Below are 17,170 nucleotides of genomic sequence, written 5' to 3'. Positions count from 1 at the left end.
CGTGCACGCCCGGAATCTAGGGTGGGCGGATGACCTCCTGGAGCGCCGCAGACATCCCCGACCAGACCGGCAGGACGTTCGTCGTCACCGGCGCGAACAGCGGACTGGGCGAGGCGACCGCGCGGGCGCTCGCCGAGCACGGCGCCCGCGTGGTGCTCGCCTGCCGCACCGTCGAGAAGGGCGAGCGGGCCGCCGAGCGGATGGGCGGCGACGTCGTGGTCCGGCGGCTCGACCTCGCCGACCTCGCCTCGGTGCGCGAGTTCGCGGAGGCGACCGGGCCGATCGACGTGCTGGTCAACAACGCCGGCATCATGGCGGTCCCGGAGGGGCGCACCGCGGACGGCTTCGAGCTGCAGTTCGGCACGAACTTCCTCGGGCCGTTCGCGCTGACCGGCCTGCTGCTGCCGCGGATCGCCGACCGCGTGGTGTCGCTCTCGAGCCTCGCCCACCGCTTCGGCACCCTCGACTTCGACGACCTCAACTGGGAGCGCCGCCGCTACAGCCCGTGGCCGGCCTACGGGCAGTCCAAGCTGGCCGACCTGGTCTTCGCGTTCGAGCTGCACCGGCGCCTGCGCCGGGCCGGGTCGAGCGTCGGCTCGATGGCCGCGCACCCCGGCATGTCGGTCACCGAGCTGCACACGCACGCCGGCGCCGGTCAGGGCGCGGTCATGGGCGCGATGATGCGGACGCTCGGGCAGAGCGGCGAGGACGGCGCGCTGCCGACGCTGCTCGCGGCGACCTCGCCCGACGCCCGCTCCGGCGCCTACTACGGACCGGGCGGCCTCGGCGAGGTCCGCGGGGCGCCGCGCCAGGTGAACCCGAACCGCGCCGCCCGCGACCGGGACACGGCGCGCCGGCTCTGGGACCGCGCCGTCGAGCTGACCGGGGTGTCGCCGCTCGACGCGAGCTGAGCGCGACCGCTCGTCGAGGACACCCGCTCCCGCCCGATCCCGGCTCCTCCGTACACTGGCGAGCGCGCGGGAAGCCGCCGCCGGACCCCGAGGAGCACCGTGGCAGCACGACGAACGACCGCCGCCGCGACGCTGCACGACGTCGCCCGGGCGGCGGGGGTGTCCCTGGCCACCGCCTCGCGCGTGCTCAACGGCAGCGCTCGCAAGGTGCAGGGCGAGTACCGCGAGCGGGTCGAGGCGGCCGCGGCCGAGCTGGGCTACTCCGCGAACCCGGCGGCGCAGGCCGTCGCGCGCGGGACCACCTCGACGATCGCGCTGCTCGTCAGCGACATCACCGACCCCTACTTCTCGGGCATCGCCTCCGGAGTGATCGCCGCGGCCGACGCGTCGCGGCTGGACGTGCGGATCGCCGTCACGGACCGCGACCCGGACAAGGAGCTCGGCCTGGTGCGCTCGCTGCGGGGCGGCCGGCCGCGGGCGATCGTCCTGGCCGGCAGCCGCTTCGCCGCCGACCGGCACCGCGAGGCCCTGATCGCCGAGCTGCAGGCCTACGAGGCGTCCGGCGGGCGGGTCGCGATGATCAGCCAGGGCGGGCTGCCGTTCCCCTCGGTGCAGGTGGACAACCGCGCCGGAGCACGTGCGCTCGCGGCGGCGCTCGCCGAGGCCGGCTACCGGCGCTGCGCGATCGTGCGCGGTCCGGAGGCGGTACTGACGTCGTCCGACCGGGTCGCGGGGTTCCTCGAGGGGCTGTCCGCGGCGGGGGTGAGCGTCGATCCGGATCTGATCGTCGAGGCGCCGCTCACCCGGGACGGTGCGTTCGACGCGGCGGCCGCGCTGCTGGCCGGGCGCTCCGCCGACATCGATCTCGTCTTCGCGGTGACAGACCTGATGGCGGTCGGCGTCGCCTCCGCGATGCGCGCGGCGGGAGTCGAGCCCGGCGCCGGCATGGGCGTCGCGGGCTTCGACGACGCGCCCATCGCGGAGGACGTGCACCCGGGGCTGACCACGGTCGCCGTGCCGCTGGCCGCGCTCGGCGAGCGCGCCGTCGCCGCGGCCCTCGGCGACGAGGCCGACGGCGCCTCCGTCGAGCTGCCCACCCGCGTCGTCCTGCGCGCGAGCACCCCGCCGCGCTCCGCGCCGCCCGCGTAGCGCGCGTCATGCTGGTCGAGTAGCCCTGCAGGGGCGGATCGAGACCCGCCGTCCCCCGAAGGGCAGGTCTGCAGACGCCTGTTCTGACGGGGGTGGATCTCGATACGCCCGCTGCGCGGGCTACTCGATCAGCATGAAGTGCGCGCGAGCCGCATCGCGGTAGGAGCGGCGCGGCCGTCCCATGCTGGTCGAGTAGCGCGCAGCGCGTATCGAGACCCGGCGTGTCCAGGCGCGACTCCGCCGAGGTTCTGACGGTGGTGGATCTCGATACGCCCGCTGCGCGGGCTACTCGATCAGCATGAAGTGCGCGGGGAACGCGTCGACGTGGGCCGTCCCTTGCTGGTCGAGTAGCGCGCAGCGCGTATCGAGACCCGGTCGCCACCGTTGCTCCGCTGGACGGGAAAGCGCTTGCCCGCAGGACCGGTCCGCGGCTAGCATCAGGAAAACGCTTCCCACTCCTCGAAAGGCGCACCGTGTCAGAGTCGACCACCCCCACCCTCGGGATCATCCTGAACGGCGCGTCCGGCCGGATGGGCTACCGCCAGCACCTCGTCCGCTCGATCCTGGCGATCCGCGAGCAGGGCGGCGTGCTGCTCTCCGACGGCACCCGCGTGCAGGTCGAGCCGCTGCTGGTCGGCCGCTCCGAGGCGAAGCTCGCCGAGCTCGCCGGCAAGCACGGCCTGACGAACTGGACCACCGACCTCGACGCCGCGCTCGCCGACCCGAAGTGGCAGGTCTACGCCGACTTCCTCGTGACGAAGGCGCGCGTCCCCGCGATCAAGAAGGCGATCGCCGCCGGCAAGCACATCTACACCGAGAAGCCCACCGCGGAGTCCTACGCCGAGGCGCTCGAGATCGCCGAGCTGGCCAAGGAGGCCGGCATCAAGAACGGCGTCGTGCACGACAAGCTCTACCTGCCGGGCCTCCAGAAGCTCAAGCGCCTGATCGACTCCGGCTTCTTCGGCCGCATCCTCAGCGTCCGCGGCGAGTTCGGCTACTGGGTCTTCGAGGGCGACTGGCAGGCCGCCCAGCGTCCGAGCTGGAACTACCGCAGCGAGGACGGCGGCGGCATCATCGTCGACATGTTCCCGCACTGGAACTACGTGCTCGAGAACCTCTTCGGACCGATCGAGGGCGTCTACGCCAAGGCGACCACCCACATCGAGACCCGGGTCGACGAGAACGGCGCGCCCTACACCGCGACGGCCGACGACGCGGCCTACGCGATCTTCGATCTCGCCGGCGGCATCACCGCGCAGCTCAACTCCTCCTGGGCCGTGCGGGTCGACCGCAAGGAGCTCGTCGAGTTCCAGGTCGACGGCACGCTCGGCTCGGCCGTGGTCGGTCTCTTCGGCGCCAAGATCCAGCCGCGGGTCGCGACCCCCAAGCCCACCTGGAACCCCGACCTGCCCGAGACGCACGACTACGCCGAGGACTGGCAGGAGCTGCCCGTCAACGACGTGTTCGAGAACGGCTTCAAGACCCAGTGGGAGCAGTTCATCCGCCACGTGGTCGAGGACGCCCCGCACGAGTACGACTTCTTCGCCGGCGCCCGCGGGGTTCGCCTGGCCGAGCTGGGCCTGGAGTCCTCCCGCGAGGGGCGCCGGATCGACGTCGCCGCGCTCGACGCCGCCGCCGACGCCGAAGTGCTCGTGCAGGCGGGCGCCGTCCAGTGAGCGGGCTGACCCTCCTCGGCGCCGACGGCGCGACCCGCTCGATCGAGCTGCTGCCCGCTCCCGCGCACACGCGGCCCACCGCTCCGCTGCGCTCGCGCACCGCCTACGCCGCCGCGCACGTCGTGCCGCTCGTGCACGGCGAGAACCGGCCCGGCCACCCGGCCCAGATCGACTGGGACGCGACGCTCGGCTTCCGCCACCACGTCTGGTCCTGGGGCCTGGGCGTCGCCGACGCGATGGACACCGCGCAGCGCAACATGGGCCTGGACTGGAGCGCGACGCAGGAGCTGATCCGCCGCAGCGCCGCCGAGGCCGCCTCGGTCGGCGGGGCGCTCGTGGTCGGGATCAACACGGACCAGCTCACCGACGACGTGGTCCCGCTGGACACCGTCATCGACGCCTACGTCGAGCAGCTCGCCTTCGCCGAGGACGCGGGGGCGGAGGTCGTGCTGATGGCCAGCCGTCACCTCGCCCGCGCCGCGGAGACCGCCGCCGACTACGAGCGCGTCTACGCCGCCGTGCTCGCCCGTGCCACGAAGCCGGTCGTCCTGCACTGGCTCGGCACCGCCTTCGACGGCGTGCTCGAGGGCTACTTCGGCGCGGCCGACCCGGTCGACGCCTTCCCGGTCGTGCAGCGGATCATCGAGGACAACCTCGACTCGGTGCGCGGCATCAAGATGTCGCTCCTGGACGCGGACGCCGAGATCGCGCTGCGCTCGCGGCTGCCCGAGGGCGCGACGCTCTTCACCGGCGACGACTTCAACTACGTCGGCCTGATCGAGGGCGCCCCCGACGCCGACGGCACGCCGCGCTGGTCGGACGCGCTGCTCGGCGCCTTCGCCGCGCTGGCGCCGAGCGCCTCCGCCGCGATCCAGGCGCTGGACGCGGGCGACACCGCCGAGTACCGCCGCGTGCTCGGCCCGACCGAGGCGCTCTCGCGCCAGGTCTTCGCCGCGCCGACGCAGTACTACAAGACCGGCGTCGCGTTCCTCTCCTGGCTGAACGGCCACCAGCCGGCCTTCTCGATGGTGGGCGGGCTGCACTCCGCGCGCTCACTGCCGCACCTGTCCGAGATCGTCCGGCTCGCGAACGCGTCCGGCGCGCTGGAGCGGCCGGAGCTTGCGGCCGACCGCTGGACCGGGCTGCTCGCGCTGAACGGCGTCGACGTGACCCGCGCCGTCGAGGGTCTGCACCTGGTCGAGGCGGTCACCGCGTGAGCGCCGACCCGCGACTCTCGCTCAACCAGGCCACGATCAAGCACGCCTCGCTCGCCGAGGCGCTCGACACCACGGTCGCCGCGGGCATGTCCGCGATCGGCCTCTGGCGCGAGCCGGTCGCCGAGGTCGGGCTGGCGGAGGCCGTGCGCCTCGTCGCCGACTCCGGCCTGCGCGTCTCCTCCCTCTGCCGCGGCGGCTTCTTCACCGCGCCCGAGGGTGCGGAGCGGCGGGCGGCGATCGACGAGAACCGCCGCGCGATCGAGGAGACGGCGGCGCTCGGCGCCCCCGCACTCGTGCTCGTCGCCGGCGGGCTGCCGGCCGGCTCGCGCGATGTGATCGGCGCCCGGGCCCGCGTGCAGGAGGCTTTGGCCGAGCTGGCCGACGACGCCGCGGCGGCGGGCGTGCAGCTCGCGATCGAGCCGCTGCACCCGATGTACGCCTCGGACCGCGCCGTCGTCTCGACGCTCGGCCAGGCCCTCGACCTCGCCGCGCCCTTCGACGCGGCCGCGGTCGGCGTCGTCGTCGACACCTTCCACGTCTGGTGGGACCCGCAGGTCCTCGCGCAGATCGTCCGCGCCGGAGCGGAGGGCCGGATCGCGAGCTACCAGGTCTGCGACTGGGCGACCCCGCTGCCGGCCGACGTGCTGCTCGCCCGCCGCTACCCGGGCGAGGGCGTCATCGACTTCGCATCGCTCACCCGCGCGGTCGTCGAGGCGGGCTACGCCGGCGACGTCGAGGTCGAGATCTTCCACCAGGAGGTCTGGGACACGGCGTACCCCGACGTGGCCGAGCGCGTCGTCACGGCCTTCGCCGAGACGGTGTCGCCGCACCTCTGAGAGGCGCACCCCTGAACTCCCGGTCCGCCGTCGCTGGAGGGTGAGCGGCGGACCGGGCTCCTTCTTTCCAGAGGAGTAGCGGGCTCAGCTCCAGGAGAGATCCAGCGCGTCGAACGTCGTCTCGCGGCGCAGCGCCTCCTGCAGGGCGTGCTCGACTCCGTCGACCACGCGGTGGCGCCCCTCGACGTCCTGCACCTCGCGCCAGGCGTCCGCGGGCAGCGCGCGCGGCGCCGGAGCGGCCATCACCGCCTCGAGCAGGCGGAGGAAGCCGCCGGTGCGCTCGATCCCGGCGTGCAGCGGCGTGCCCAGTTCGCGGGCGGCGAGCAGTCCCTCGAACGGCGTGATCCGGTCGAACTGCAGCGTGCGCGGCGGCAGGTCCTCGCGCACGAGCTGCACGACGTCGAGCGTGTAGTAGAAGCGGAGCGTCCCGCGGGTGCCGACGATCTCGACGGAGGGCTCCTCCGGCCGCTCGGCGCAGAGGGTGACCGCGGTCGTGACCCGGAGGCCGTCGGCCAGGGTCAGGACGGCGACCGAGGTGTCGTCGGCCTCGATGTCGTTCGCGCGCCGCAGGTCCAGCCGCACGTCGACGACGTCCTCGAGCCGGTCGGCGCCGGCGATCGCGAGGGCGGTGGCGGTCGCGTGCGAGAAGGGGTTGGTCAGGACGCCGTCGGCGACGACCGCGCCGTCGAGCGTGCGGCGGCCGGCCCAGGGGGAGCGCGACCAGTAGCGGTCGTCGCGGACCCAGACTCCGGAGGCGCCGTAGCGCAGGACGTCGCCGATCTCGCCGTCGGCCACGGCCGCGCGGATCGCCGGGATCGCGGAGGAGCCGAGGCTCTGGAAGCCGACCTGCACGAGCGAGCCGGTCGCCGCGGCGCGCTCCGTGATGGCGGTGAACTCGGCGAGCGAGGCGGCCGGCGGCTTCTCCAGCAGGACGTCGTTGCCGTGGTCCATCGCCGCGAGGGCGATCGCGGCGTGGGTGTGGATCGGGGTGCTGATGATGACGACGTCGGTGCCGCCGGCGGCGAAGAGGCCGGTCGCGTCGGGGTGGTGCGCGACGCCGTCGGGGAGCAGCCCCTCGACCGGCGGCCGGGGGTCGGCGACGCCGACGAGCCGGACGCGGCCGTCGAGGTGCGCCGCGAGGACGGCGCCGAGGTGCGAGGCGCCGTAGCCGCCGATGCCGACGAGCCCGATCCGCGGGATCACGGTCGGACTCCGGAGAGCGGGCGGCTGCGGTCGTCTCGTCTGCGCTGCATGATCCGGCCAGCGTATCGGAAAGCGGTTACCGACGACCAGTGGGGTCGATGATCGTCATGCCCGCCGGGCTCGCGCGGTCGAAGACGGGGAGCAGCTCGGCCGCCTCCTCGAGTCCGATCGTGCGCTCGATCAGGCGCTGCGGGGCGAGGACGCCCTGCTCGATCAGCCGGAGCATCCCCGGGTAGTCCCGCGCCGCCATCCCGTGGCTGCCGAGGACGTCGAGCTCCCAGGCGATGACGCGCGCCATCGGCACCCGCGGCAGACCCTCGACCGGCGGCAGCAGGCCGACCTGCACGTGCCGGCCGCGGCGGCGCAGGCTGAGCAGCGCGTCGGCGCAGGTCTGCTCGCTGCCGACGGCGTCGACCGCGACGTGACTCCCGCCGCCGGTGAGCGCGCGCACGGCAGTCGGCAGATCGCGGCCGTCGGCGAGGAGGACGTGCTCGGCTCCGACGCTCGCCGCGACCTCGAGGGCCGCCGCGTTCCGGTCCACGGCGATGACGCGGGCGCCGAGCGCGTGCGCGACCATCACGGCGCTGAGGCCGACGCCGCCCGCTCCGATCACGGTCACCCACTCGCCGGGCTGCACCCGGGCCCGCCCGACCAGCGCGCGGTAGGCGGTGGCGAAGCGGCAGCCGAGGCTCGCGGCGGTGGCGAAGTCGACGCCCTCCGGGATCGCGACGAGATTGGTGTCGGCCGCGTGCAGCGCGACGGACTCGGCGAACGAGCCCCAGTGCGTGAAGCCGGGCTGCTCCTGGTCCGGGCAGACCTGGGCGTCGCCCTGCAGGCACCACTCGCAGCGGCCGCAGCCGCAGACGAACGGCACGGTCACCCGGTCGCCGACCGCCCAGTTCCGGACCTCGGGCCCGACCTCGGCGATCACGCCGGCGAGCTCGTGCCCCGGAACGTGCGGGAAGGCGAGGTCGTCGTGCCCGGCCCAGGCGTGCCAGTCGCTCCGGCACAGCCCGGTGGCCAGCACCCGCACGACGACGCCGTCGGCCGGGGCGACCGGCGTCGGGACGTCGCGGACCTCCGGCTCGCCGCGGACGGAGTCGAGGACGAGAGCGCGCATGCCCTCATCCTGGCAGCGCGGCGGGGAGACGCCGAAAGCCCACGCTCTCGCGTGGGCCTCGGAAGTGGAGCGTCGCAGGCGACGCGTCCGGGACGACTTCAGCAGTCGTCGGCGCCGAACCGGAGGTCGGTGAGCGAGACGAAGTGCCAGCCCTGACGGCCGTCGTGCTGGGTGTAGGTCAGGGTGCTGCCCGAGGGGAAGACGCCGAAGTGGAAGGTGTCGGACCGGGTGACGCCCGCCGTCGTGTACTCGTTCCCGGTCGCGCGGCGGAAGGGGTCGGCGAGGGTGCCGGCGCCGGCGCCGGGGAGGGAGCCCGAGGTCGCGATCGAGGTCGGCTCGGTGCTGAAGCCGACGGCGTCCCAGTAGGTCGGAACCCACGAGTTCGCGTCGGTGTTCGAGGTGATGTCGAAGACCGTCAGCTGGAAGTCGACCGGATCGAAGAGTGCGCCGTCGGCGTCGCGGAACTCGAAGGTCAGGGTCTGCGCGTCGGATCCCGGGGTGGGCAGGACGGCGAGGTCGCCCTCGCGGCGCTGATTGAGCACGAGCGCGCCCGCCGGGCCGAAGCCGGCGAAGGAGTACTCGGAGGGGACGCCGCCGGGGGCGTTGCCGGCCCAGCCCGAGCCGTTCTGGCTCATGTTGTAGCGCGTGCCGCCGGAGAGGTCGGTCGTGCCCGCGGCGAGGGTCGAGGTGATGCGGATCGTCGAGGTGCGGCCGGAGGCGGAGGTCGCGCCGAGGACGGCGGGGTTGCCGCTCGCGTTCGTCGCGGCGAACTGCGTGACGCTCGTGCAGGGCGCGGTCGACGCGGCGGCGAGGGGTGCGCCAGTGGCGATCGCGACGACGGGGACGGTCCAGAGGGCGGTGGTGGTGAGCGAGCGGCGGGAGAGTCCGGGCGCGGGGGTGCTGGTCATGGCGGGGTCCGTTCGGGTGCGGAGGGGAGCGGGCGAGGCGGAGCAGGGCGGAGCGGTGCGGGTGCAGGGCAGGGCAGGGCGGTGCGGGTCGGGGAGGAGCGGCGGCTCAGCGACCGGCGTTGTAGTGGTTCTGGATCTGGGTCGCGGTGAGCACGGTCGAGTAGACGGCGGCGTAGCGCAGGCTGCCGGAGAAGGAGGCGGGGCCGACGTTCGTCCAGGAGCCGCCGAGGGTGTCGTAGCCGATCTTCCAGTAGCCGTTGCTGTTCTCGGGGGTGCGGAAGGCGGTGTTGCCGGCGACCTTCACGCCGTCGAGCCAGAGGCTCATCCCGGCGGTCGGCGAGATCGTCGAGACGACGTGGTGCCAGGCTCCGTCGTTCACGGGGTTCGGGCTGGTGATCGACTGGACGCCGTTGTTGTAGATGCCGAAGACGAGACGGCCGTCCGCGCCGACGTAGGTGTGCCGGTCGTACTGGCTGCCCGCGGACGTCTGGCTGGTGTTGAAGCTGAAGAGCTTGCCGCCCGCGACGGTGGTCTTGAACCAGATCTCCGTGCTGAAGGTGGTCGGGTTGTTCAGCAGCAGCGGCGTGCTGAGGAAGCCGTTCGTGCCGTTCAGCAGCCAGGAGCCGCCGGCGTCGCGCGGGCAGGCCTTCGGGGTGGTCGCGGAGCTGGTCATCGCCGGACGGTAGGTGCCGGGGTAGGCGCCGGAGTCGGTGTCGACGGCGGTCGTCGCTCCGGTGGCCTGCGCGAGCGTGTAGGAGAAGAGCGCGTCGCCCTTGTCGGCGGCGAGCGCCGAGTCGCAGGTGAAGAACGCGGCGGCGCTGCCGACGGTGTTGTTCGAGTTGCGGATCGAGGCGACGTAGGCGCCCGAGGTGGCGGGGGCGAGGAACAGCACGGCCGAGAGGGCGGCGACGAGCAGGGCCGCGAGGGTGGTGCGCGGGGTGCGCGGTGCTGCGGAGCGGAGGTGGGCCAGGAGGCCGGAGCGGGTGCGGCGGTGGCGGCTCATCGGGCGGCCGACTCGGTCTCGGCGGTCTCGGCGGGTGCGGTCTCGGTCTCGGCGGCGCGGGCCCGGCGGCCGTGCTCGCCGCGCGGCTCGGCCTCGGCGGGGAGTCCGACCAGCATCGTCCAGAGCACGGGGGTGGCGCAGAGGGCCCCGAAGAGGATCCAGCCCCAGAGCGGCAGGTGCAGCGCCGAGGACACGTTGTAGAAGTCCTCGCCGTTGGCCGGGACCTGGATGCTGCCGACCTGGCCGGAGACGAGGTCGGCATGGGTGCCGCCGACGGCCGTGACGCGGATCGGCAGCATGCCGACCGAGACGAGCGAGGCGTCCGTCTGCCCGTCCTCCACGGTCGCCTCGAGGACGACGATGCCGACGAACGGGCGGAGCACGAAGACCGTGAAGGAGGCGACGAGCGAGATCCCCAGCACCCGCATCGCGGCGCGGTGGGTGGGGGAGGAGAGCAGGCGGGTGAGCAGCAGGACGAGGACGGTGCCGGCGAGGAGCATCGGCAGGCCCTTCGCGAGCCAGCCGGCACCGGGGAGCGCGACGACGACCTCGCCGATCAGCTGCTCGGCGCCGGTCGCCCACGGGTCGGTCGCGCCGTTGATGTCGCCGCGGGTGACCAGGGTGCCGTCGTCGGCGAGGTCGACCACGCGGTGCGTGTAGGTCTCGTCGGGGGTGGTGGTGGGGTGGAAGCTGACGACGTCGCCGACCCGGATGTCCTCGAGGGGCGTCGGGGCGGTGAGGACCAGGGTGCCGACGGGAGCGGCGGTGCCCATCGACGGCGTCTGGACGATGAACCAGCGTCCGCCGGAGGCGTGGAAGAGGAAGGCGGCGACGACCAGGGCGGCGACGAGGGCGGTGACGGTCCAGGTCGCGACGGTGCGCAGGCGGGAGCGGGGGGAGCGGGGCTCGGGGGTGGAGACGGGGGCGGTGGTGGTGGTGGGGGTGAGGGGGGAGGCGGTGCCGGTGGGGACGGCGGTGGATCCGGGGAGCGCGGGGGCGGGGCGGGTCTGCAGCGTGGTCACGGGTCCACCTCCTCGGCGGGGTGGGGGCCGCCTGGGCGGCGGCCCCCGGGGTGCGGGTGTCGGGTGTTGCGGGGGCGTTTCTCGGGGTGTTTCTGGGTGGGGCGGGTGCTTCGGGGGAAGCGGTCTTCGGTGGGGGATCTCGATACGCCCGCTGCGCGGGCTACTCGATCAGCATGAACCGGGCGTGCACCTCGGTCGGCGTGAGCCGGACGCGTGTCTCGCTCGGCATGGACCGGGCGCGTGCCGCGCTCGGCGTGAGCCGGGCCGGCTCGATCAGCTGGCGAAGGTCCAGGTGAGGGGGAGCGAGGCGGACAGGCCCTGGTAGGTGTTGCCGGCGGAGGAGTCGAGCGTGACGGCGATGGTGAAGGGGGTGCTGGTGCCGGCGGTGACGGGGGCGGCGGAGAGCGACTTGGCGGCGGTGCCGGCGAGCGCGGCGGCGGTGCCGCTGTAGACGGTGGTGCTGCCGGAGGTGATGACGACGTTGAGCTTGGAGCAGAAGTCGGTCGCGGTGCCCGAGGAGCCGGCGGCGGTGTTGACCGACTGGGCGCAGGTGGCGCCCGGGGTCAGCGTGAAGGTGTTGGCCGAGACGGTGCCGGCGTTCTTGATGGTGATCGACGTGCTGACGGTCTGGCCGGGGACCATGGTGGTCGAGCCGCCGAACTTGTTGATGGTCGAGCAGGTCGCGGTGTTGGTGCTGACCGAGCCGCCGTCGGTGCTGAGGCAGGTGACGGGCGTGGTGCCGGTCGACTTCTCCTCCATGACGAGCGAGCCGGAGGCGGCGGTGTTGTTGGTGTTGGTGATGCTGGCGACGAAGCCGGAGAGGGTTCCGGACATCGAGACCGACAGCAGCGCGGCGGCGGCGACGCTGGTGGCGAGGACGAGGGGGGCGAAACGGACGCGCTTGCGCTTTGCGGTGTGGTTCGACATGACAGGACTCCTGATCGGGTAGAAGGTGAACTGCCGTGCAGTTCGCTGTGGGGTGTTTTCTGGCTTGTCGAGTAAGTTACTTGATGGCAAAGATACTTTGCAATCGTTCTAATACCCCCTGTTGTGGGGACAGCCCTTTCGACGGCGACGTCGCCGCTCCGACACCCGCTCCCACCTCCGCTCCGACACCCGAGAAGGCCGCATGGATCCCGAGAACACACCCCCCGCCGACGGTGGCGAGCAGCCCGCCGGCGCGGCCCTCCGGCAGGCGCTGCGGCAGCTCGAGACGGCGCAGCGCCACCTGCGCACTGCAGTCGCCCTCGACGCCGGGATCGGGATCTCGGAGCTGAGCGCGCTGGAGGCGCTCGCCGAGTCGCCCGGGCTGACGCCCAAGTGGCTGGGGCTCGAGCTGTCGCTGACGACCGGAGCGGTGACCGCGCTGCTCGACCGCCTGGCCAAGGCCGGCCACCTCGACCGCGTCTCGAACCCGCAGGACCGGCGCAGCGTCCTGCTCCGGCTGACCGACTCCGGCACCGCGCTGCTCGCGGCGGTCGACGAGCGCTACGGCGCGGTCAGCGTCGAGGTGCTGCGGGCGTCCCCGCGTCTGGGCGAGGAGGAGGTCGTCGAGGACCTCGCGCGCGCCGCGGCGGTCATCACGGCGCACACGATCGGCTGAGGCCGAGCGACCCCGCGCGTCAGGCCTGCAGGGCGCGGTCCTTGCGGATCGACCAGAGGTTGCGGCTCGCGGTGCGCTCGTAGTCGAAGTCGGTCACCAGCGCCTGGATGAGGGCGATCCCGCGACCCGACTCGGCGAACGCTTCCGGCATCTCCCGCGGGCCGGTGTCGACGCCGGGCGGGTCGGCGGTGTCGACCAGCTCGGCCCGGAGCGCCTCGTCGTCGACGGTGACGACGAGGCGGCAGAGGACCGCGGTGGTCGAGACGGCGTGCTGGATCACGTTGGAGACGAGCTCGACGAGCGCCGTCTCGAACTCCATCCGGTCCCGGGCGCCGACATCCGCGCGCTCGCCGAAGAGCGAGTCGAGCAGGTCGTGCACGAGCTCGATGTCGTCGGGCGGCGTCCGGAAGGCGAGGGTGCGCTCAGTCACGGTACGCGTCGCCGGCCGAGGCGTAGCCGACGAGCACGCGGTCGAGGTTGGAGAGCTCGAGCACCATGGTGACCTGCTCGCTCGGGGCGGCGATCCGGAGGTCGCCCCCGGCCTGGCGAGCGCTCTTGAGGCAGGCGACGAGCGCGCCGAGCCCGGACGAGTCCATGAAGGTGACCTCGCTCAGCTCGACGACGATGCGGCTGCTGCCCTCGTCGAGAGCGCTGCGCACCTCCGTCCGCAGATCCCGTGCCGCGGCGAGATTGAGCCGGCCCGCCGCCGTGATCACGGCGACGCCGGGAGCGATCGTCTCGGTGCTGAAGGTCATGCCTGCTCCTGGTCGGTGTCCGCGGCGGGGCGCGGGGTGTCGTGGGTCCGCGTCACGAGGAGCGCGGTGATGTCGTCGAGCGCGCGGCCGGAGCCGGCGAGCGCGGTCAGGGCGGTGAGGAAGCCGATGGCGCCCTCGGAGGTGCGGACGAGGTCGGCCGCGAGGACGAGCGACTGCAGGGTCCCGTCGAAGAGGTCGAGCACCCCGTCGGTGAAGGAGACCAGGGAGTCGCCGACGGCGAGATCGACGGTCTGGGTGACCCAGCCGCCGTCCTCCGCGATGCCGAGGGGGAGGCCGAGCGCGGCGAGGCGGTGGAAGGTCCCGTCGGCGCGGAGCAGGACGGTGAGCCCGTGGCCCGCGTCCACGAAGTCGACCCGGCCGGTCGCGGTGTCGAGCCGGCCGTGGAAGAGCGTCGCGAAGGTCTCGGTGGCGGAGAAGTCCGGCTGCAGCTGCTCGCTGACCGCGGCGACCACCGCGTCCGGAGCGCCGCCGGCCCGGGCGCGGAACGCCGCGCGGATGCCGGCGGCGAGGATCGCGGCGCCGGTGCCCTTGCCCATCACGTCGACGAGGGTCAGGTCGACGACCGCCTCGGTCGCGGTCCAGGTGTAGAAGTCGCCGCAGATCTGCCACTTGGGCAGCGAGGCGCCGGCCAGGTCGTAGCCGGCCGGGTGGCGGAACGCGGTGGGGGAGAGGCGGGCCTGCACGTCGGCGGCGCGGTCCCACTCCGCGGTGTCGCGCAGCTCGCGCTCGACCCACTGGCCGAACTCCTCGAAGAGCAGCTCCTCCTCCGGGCTGAGCGCGCGGGGGACGAAGTCGAGCAGGCAGAGCGTCCCGAGCTGCAGGCCGTCGTCCACCGTGAGCGGCCGGCCGGCGTAGAACTGCACGTGCGGCGGTCCGGAGACGTGCACGTGCTGCGCCCAGGCTCCGTCGGCGCCCAGGTCGGGGACGACGAGCGTGCTCCGCTGGGCGAGCGTCGCGTCGCAGAACGTCCCCGCGCGCGGGTAGGACACCGGCCCCTCGGGCTGCGGGGACTTCGTGAAGAGCGTCGTCTCGTCGAGGATGTGGATCTCCGCCACCGGCACCTGGAAGAGCTCCTGCGCCATCCGGGTGATCCGGTCGAAGCGCTCCTCGGGGCCGGAGCCCATCAGGCCCATCGCCTCGATCACTGCGGCGCGGCGGTCCCGGGCGTCGGGCGCCCCGAGCGGTGCGTCGGCGCCGATCGCCGGGTCCTGGCTGGTCTGCTGCGACATCGTCCCCCCGAGTCTGCGTGCGGAGGCGGTGTCTCGCCTCCGCGATGACGGTATCGAACGGTGCGCCCCCGGTCGCCGCTGAGGGCCGTTAGTCACCCGGACGGGGGTCACAGCTGCGCGACACCCGTAGCATTGCACCCTGAGCCCGATGGTGCAATGATGCACAGTATGCAAGCAGATGCGACCGCGACCCGGCGCGACCAGCGCGCGGCCGAGCGGCGCGGCGAGCTGGCCCGCACCGCCCGCGAGCTGACCATCCGCCACGGCTTCTCGGGCTTCACCGTCGAGGAGCTCTGCGAGGAGGTCGGCATCTCGCGCCGCACCTTCTTCAACTACTTCCCGAGCAAGGAGTACGCGATCGTCGGCCGGCCCGAGGAGGGCCTCGACGACGACAGCGTCGCGGAGTTCCTGACGCGCCGCCCGGGCGTCTCGCTGCTCGAGGCCCTCGTCGCCCTCGGTGCGGTGCACTTCGCCGCGATCGGCCTGAACGCCGACAGCGTCCGTGAGTTCGTCGCCGTCGCCGACCGCGAGCCGAAGCTCCTGCAGGCCCTGCTCGACGTCGGCACCCAGCGCGACCTGCTCGTCGCCGACCTCGTCGCGCGGCGGGAACGGCTCGACCCCGCCGACCCGGCCGTGCTGCTCGCCGTGCAGACCGCCGGCACCGTGATCCGCAGCGCCGTCGGCGCCTACCTCGACTCCGACGGCTCCGTGCCGCTCGAGCGCCTCGCGCAGGACCGCATCGCGGCCGTGACGCGCCTGCTCCTGGGCTGACCCGGCTCCCGCCGCGCCGACCGGCCCCGCTCCCTCTCGCCCCACCCGACCCCGAGGACACCATGACCGCCCCCGCCACCGCCTCACCGCTCCTGCTCACGCAGCGCCGGATCTGGATCATCTTCTCCGCGCTGATCGCCGGCATGCTCCTCTCCAGCCTCGACCAGACGATCGTCTCGACCGCGATGCCGACCATCGTCGGCCAGCTCGGCGGCGTCGAGCACCAGGCCTGGATCACCACCGCCTACCTGCTCGCGACCACGATCGTGATGCCGATCTACGGCAAGTTCGGCGACGTCCTCGGCCGCCGCACGCTCTTCCTGATCGCCATCGCGCTGTTCACCCTCGCGTCCGTCGGCTGCGCGCTGGCCGGCGACTTCTGGTCGTTCGTCGTCTTCCGCGCGCTGCAGGGCCTCGGCGGCGGCGGGCTGATGATCCTGTCGCAGGCGATCATCGCCGACATCGTCCCCGCCAACGAGCGCGGCAAGTACATGGGCCCGCTCGGCGCCGTCTTCGGCCTCTCCGCCGTCGCCGGCCCGCTGCTGGGCGGCCTCTTCGTCGACCACCTCACCTGGCAGTGGGCGTTCTACATCAACATCCCGGTCGGCATCGCGGCCTTCGCCATCGCCTGGTTCGCGCTGACGCTGCCGAGCAAGCGCGCGACCAAGCGGATCGACATCCCGGGCGTGCTGCTGCTCTCGATCGCCACCACCTGCCTGATCTTCTTCACCGACTTCGGCGGCGACGCCGCGCACGGCTGGGGCGCCCTCGAGACCTGGGCGTTCGGCGCCGGGCTGATCGCCGCGGTCGCCGGCTTCATCTGGGTGGAGTCGCGCGCCGAGGACCCGATCATCCCGCTCAGCCTCTTCCGCAACCCGATCTTCGTGAACGCGACGGCGATCGGCCTGACGCTCGGCCTCGGCATGTTCTCCGCCATCGCCTTCGTGCCGACCTTCCTGCAGATGGCGTCCGGAACCTCCGCCGCCGCCTCGGGCCTGCTGATGCTGCCGATGATGGCGGGCCTGATGGGCACGTCGATCTACTCGGGCATCGCGATCTCGCGCACCGGCCGCTACAAGGCCTTCCCGATCGTCGGCGCGCTGCTCACCGGCCTCGCGATGGCGGCGATGACCACGCTGACCGCCGAGACGCCGATCCCGCTGATCTGCGTCTACCTCTTCTTCTTCGGCGCGGGGCTCGGCCTGATCATGCAGGTCATCGTCCTCGTCGTGCAGAACGCCGTCGCCCCCGAGATGATCGGCACGGCGACCAGCACGAACAACTACTTCCGCGAGGTGGGCGCCTCGCTCGGCGTGGCCGTGTTCGGCACGATCTTCACCAACTCCCTCGCCGAGAAGCTCACCGGCGTCTTCACCGACGCGGGCGTCGCCGACGTCGGAGCGGCCACCGCGACCCTCGACCCGCAGGCGCTGAACGCCCTGCCGGACGAGGTCCGCGACGGCGTCGTCCGCGCCTACGCCGAGTCGCTGGCGCCGGTGTTCTGGTACCTGCTGCCCTTCATCGCGATCGCCCTCGTCCTCGCGTTGCTGCTCAAGCAGATCCCGCTGTCGGACCAGTCCGGCATGGTCGCCCGCGGCGAGGCCGTCGGCGGCGAGGAGGCGGAGCGCCTGCACCGCGAGAGCCTGGCGACCCCGGCCGCCGAGGTGCGGTCGGAGGCTCCGGAGGACGCGCGCGCCGACCGCTGACACGGAGGCCGGCCGCCGTCGCTCTTGTCGCGGCGGCGGT

17 protein-coding genes are annotated in these 17,170 nt (G+C 73.3%); 8 read left to right on the top strand and 9 right to left on the bottom strand.

Annotation, left to right across the window (positions count from 1 at the left end):
* Positions 1–29: 29 nt before the first annotated feature.
* From EDF17_RS08860 to EDF17_RS08840, 5 genes are all read left to right on the top strand, one after another.
* Complete coding sequence (locus EDF17_RS08860) at positions 30–911, top strand: oxidoreductase (RefSeq protein ID WP_123446763.1); 882 nt, start codon at positions 30–32, stop codon at positions 909–911.
* 99 nt (positions 912–1,010) lie between these two features.
* A complete protein-coding gene (locus EDF17_RS08855) occupies positions 1,011–2,060 on the top strand; it encodes a LacI family DNA-binding transcriptional regulator (RefSeq protein ID WP_123446762.1) in 1,050 nt (349 codons plus the stop codon).
* A gap of 530 nt (positions 2,061–2,590) precedes the next feature.
* Positions 2,591–3,736 carry a Gfo/Idh/MocA family oxidoreductase gene (locus tag EDF17_RS08850; RefSeq protein ID WP_123447046.1) on the top strand — a complete coding sequence of 382 codons (1,146 nt, stop codon included), beginning with the start codon at positions 2,591–2,593 and terminating at the stop codon, positions 3,734–3,736.
* Positions 3,733–4,953: a DUF993 family protein gene (locus tag EDF17_RS08845; RefSeq protein ID WP_123446761.1), complete on the top strand. Its 1,221-nt coding sequence runs from the start codon at positions 3,733–3,735 to the stop codon at positions 4,951–4,953. The genes EDF17_RS08850 and EDF17_RS08845 overlap by 4 nt, the downstream gene beginning before the upstream one ends.
* Positions 4,950–5,789 (top strand): sugar phosphate isomerase/epimerase family protein, encoded by an 840-nt coding sequence (locus EDF17_RS08840; RefSeq protein ID WP_123446760.1) that lies wholly within the window; start codon positions 4,950–4,952, stop codon positions 5,787–5,789. Before EDF17_RS08845 ends, EDF17_RS08840 begins: the two co-directional genes overlap by 4 nt.
* Positions 5,790–5,873: 84 nt before the next feature.
* Here EDF17_RS08840 and EDF17_RS08835 read toward each other — a convergent pair whose 3' ends face one another.
* The 6 genes from EDF17_RS08835 to EDF17_RS08805 all read right to left on the bottom strand — a co-directional run bounded on the left by EDF17_RS08835 (position 5,874) and on the right by EDF17_RS08805 (position 11,972).
* Positions 5,874–6,992, bottom strand: a complete 1,119-nt coding sequence (locus tag EDF17_RS08835) for a Gfo/Idh/MocA family oxidoreductase (RefSeq protein WP_123446759.1) — start codon at positions 6,990–6,992, stop codon at positions 5,874–5,876.
* Between the two features lie 76 nt (positions 6,993–7,068).
* The gene (locus EDF17_RS08830) at positions 7,069–8,112 is read right to left on the bottom strand and encodes a zinc-dependent alcohol dehydrogenase family protein (RefSeq protein WP_123446758.1); all 1,044 of its coding nucleotides are present in this window, start codon (positions 8,110–8,112) and stop codon (positions 7,069–7,071) included.
* A 98-nt stretch (positions 8,113–8,210) separates the two neighbouring features.
* Entirely contained in the window at positions 8,211–9,020 is an 810-nt protein-coding gene (locus EDF17_RS08825) for a hypothetical protein (protein WP_123446757.1), read from the bottom strand.
* A gap of 106 nt (positions 9,021–9,126) precedes the next feature.
* A complete protein-coding gene (locus EDF17_RS08820) occupies positions 9,127–10,023 on the bottom strand; it encodes a LamG domain-containing protein (protein ID WP_123446756.1) in 897 nt (298 codons plus the stop codon).
* Positions 10,020–11,045: a S26 family signal peptidase gene (locus tag EDF17_RS20260; RefSeq protein WP_166649632.1), complete on the bottom strand. Its 1,026-nt coding sequence runs from the start codon at positions 11,043–11,045 to the stop codon at positions 10,020–10,022. Before EDF17_RS20260 ends, EDF17_RS08820 begins: the two co-directional genes overlap by 4 nt.
* Before the next feature lie 273 nt (positions 11,046–11,318).
* A complete protein-coding gene (locus EDF17_RS08805) occupies positions 11,319–11,972 on the bottom strand; it encodes a hypothetical protein (RefSeq protein WP_123446753.1) in 654 nt (217 codons plus the stop codon).
* Between the two features lie 202 nt (positions 11,973–12,174).
* On the opposite strand from EDF17_RS08805, the gene EDF17_RS08800 reads away from it, so the two are divergent.
* A complete protein-coding gene (locus tag EDF17_RS08800) occupies positions 12,175–12,648 on the top strand; it encodes a MarR family transcriptional regulator (protein ID WP_123446752.1) in 474 nt (157 codons plus the stop codon).
* 19 nt (positions 12,649–12,667) lie between these two features.
* Here EDF17_RS08800 and EDF17_RS08795 read toward each other — a convergent pair whose 3' ends face one another.
* The 3 genes from EDF17_RS08795 to EDF17_RS08785 are packed head-to-tail and all read right to left on the bottom strand — an operon-like array spanning position 12,668 to position 14,653.
* Positions 12,668–13,078, bottom strand: a complete 411-nt coding sequence (locus EDF17_RS08795; RefSeq protein ID WP_123446751.1) for an ATP-binding protein — start codon at positions 13,076–13,078, stop codon at positions 12,668–12,670.
* A complete protein-coding gene (locus EDF17_RS08790; RefSeq protein WP_123446750.1) occupies positions 13,071–13,403 on the bottom strand; it encodes an STAS domain-containing protein in 333 nt (110 codons plus the stop codon). Before EDF17_RS08790 ends, EDF17_RS08795 begins: the two co-directional genes overlap by 8 nt.
* Positions 13,400–14,653 carry a GAF domain-containing SpoIIE family protein phosphatase gene (locus EDF17_RS08785; protein ID WP_123446749.1) on the bottom strand — a complete coding sequence of 418 codons (1,254 nt, stop codon included), beginning with the start codon at positions 14,651–14,653 and terminating at the stop codon, positions 13,400–13,402. The genes EDF17_RS08790 and EDF17_RS08785 overlap by 4 nt, the downstream gene beginning before the upstream one ends.
* Before the next feature lie 168 nt (positions 14,654–14,821).
* On the opposite strand from EDF17_RS08785, the gene EDF17_RS08780 reads away from it, so the two are divergent.
* Positions 14,822–15,424 (top strand): TetR family transcriptional regulator, encoded by a 603-nt coding sequence (locus tag EDF17_RS08780; protein ID WP_185019978.1) that lies wholly within the window; start codon positions 14,822–14,824, stop codon positions 15,422–15,424.
* A 62-nt stretch (positions 15,425–15,486) separates the two neighbouring features.
* The gene (locus tag EDF17_RS08775; RefSeq protein WP_123446747.1) at positions 15,487–17,130 is read left to right on the top strand and encodes an MDR family MFS transporter; all 1,644 of its coding nucleotides are present in this window, start codon (positions 15,487–15,489) and stop codon (positions 17,128–17,130) included.
* The last annotated feature ends 40 nt before the right edge of the window (positions 17,131–17,170 follow it).

The organism is Rathayibacter sp. PhB1 (assembly GCF_004362935.1).
GTDB lineage: Bacteria > Actinomycetota > Actinomycetes > Actinomycetales > Microbacteriaceae > Rathayibacter > Rathayibacter festucae.
Note: the sequence above shows the minus strand (reverse complement) of the source record. Positions and strands in the feature narration are given on the sequence as shown.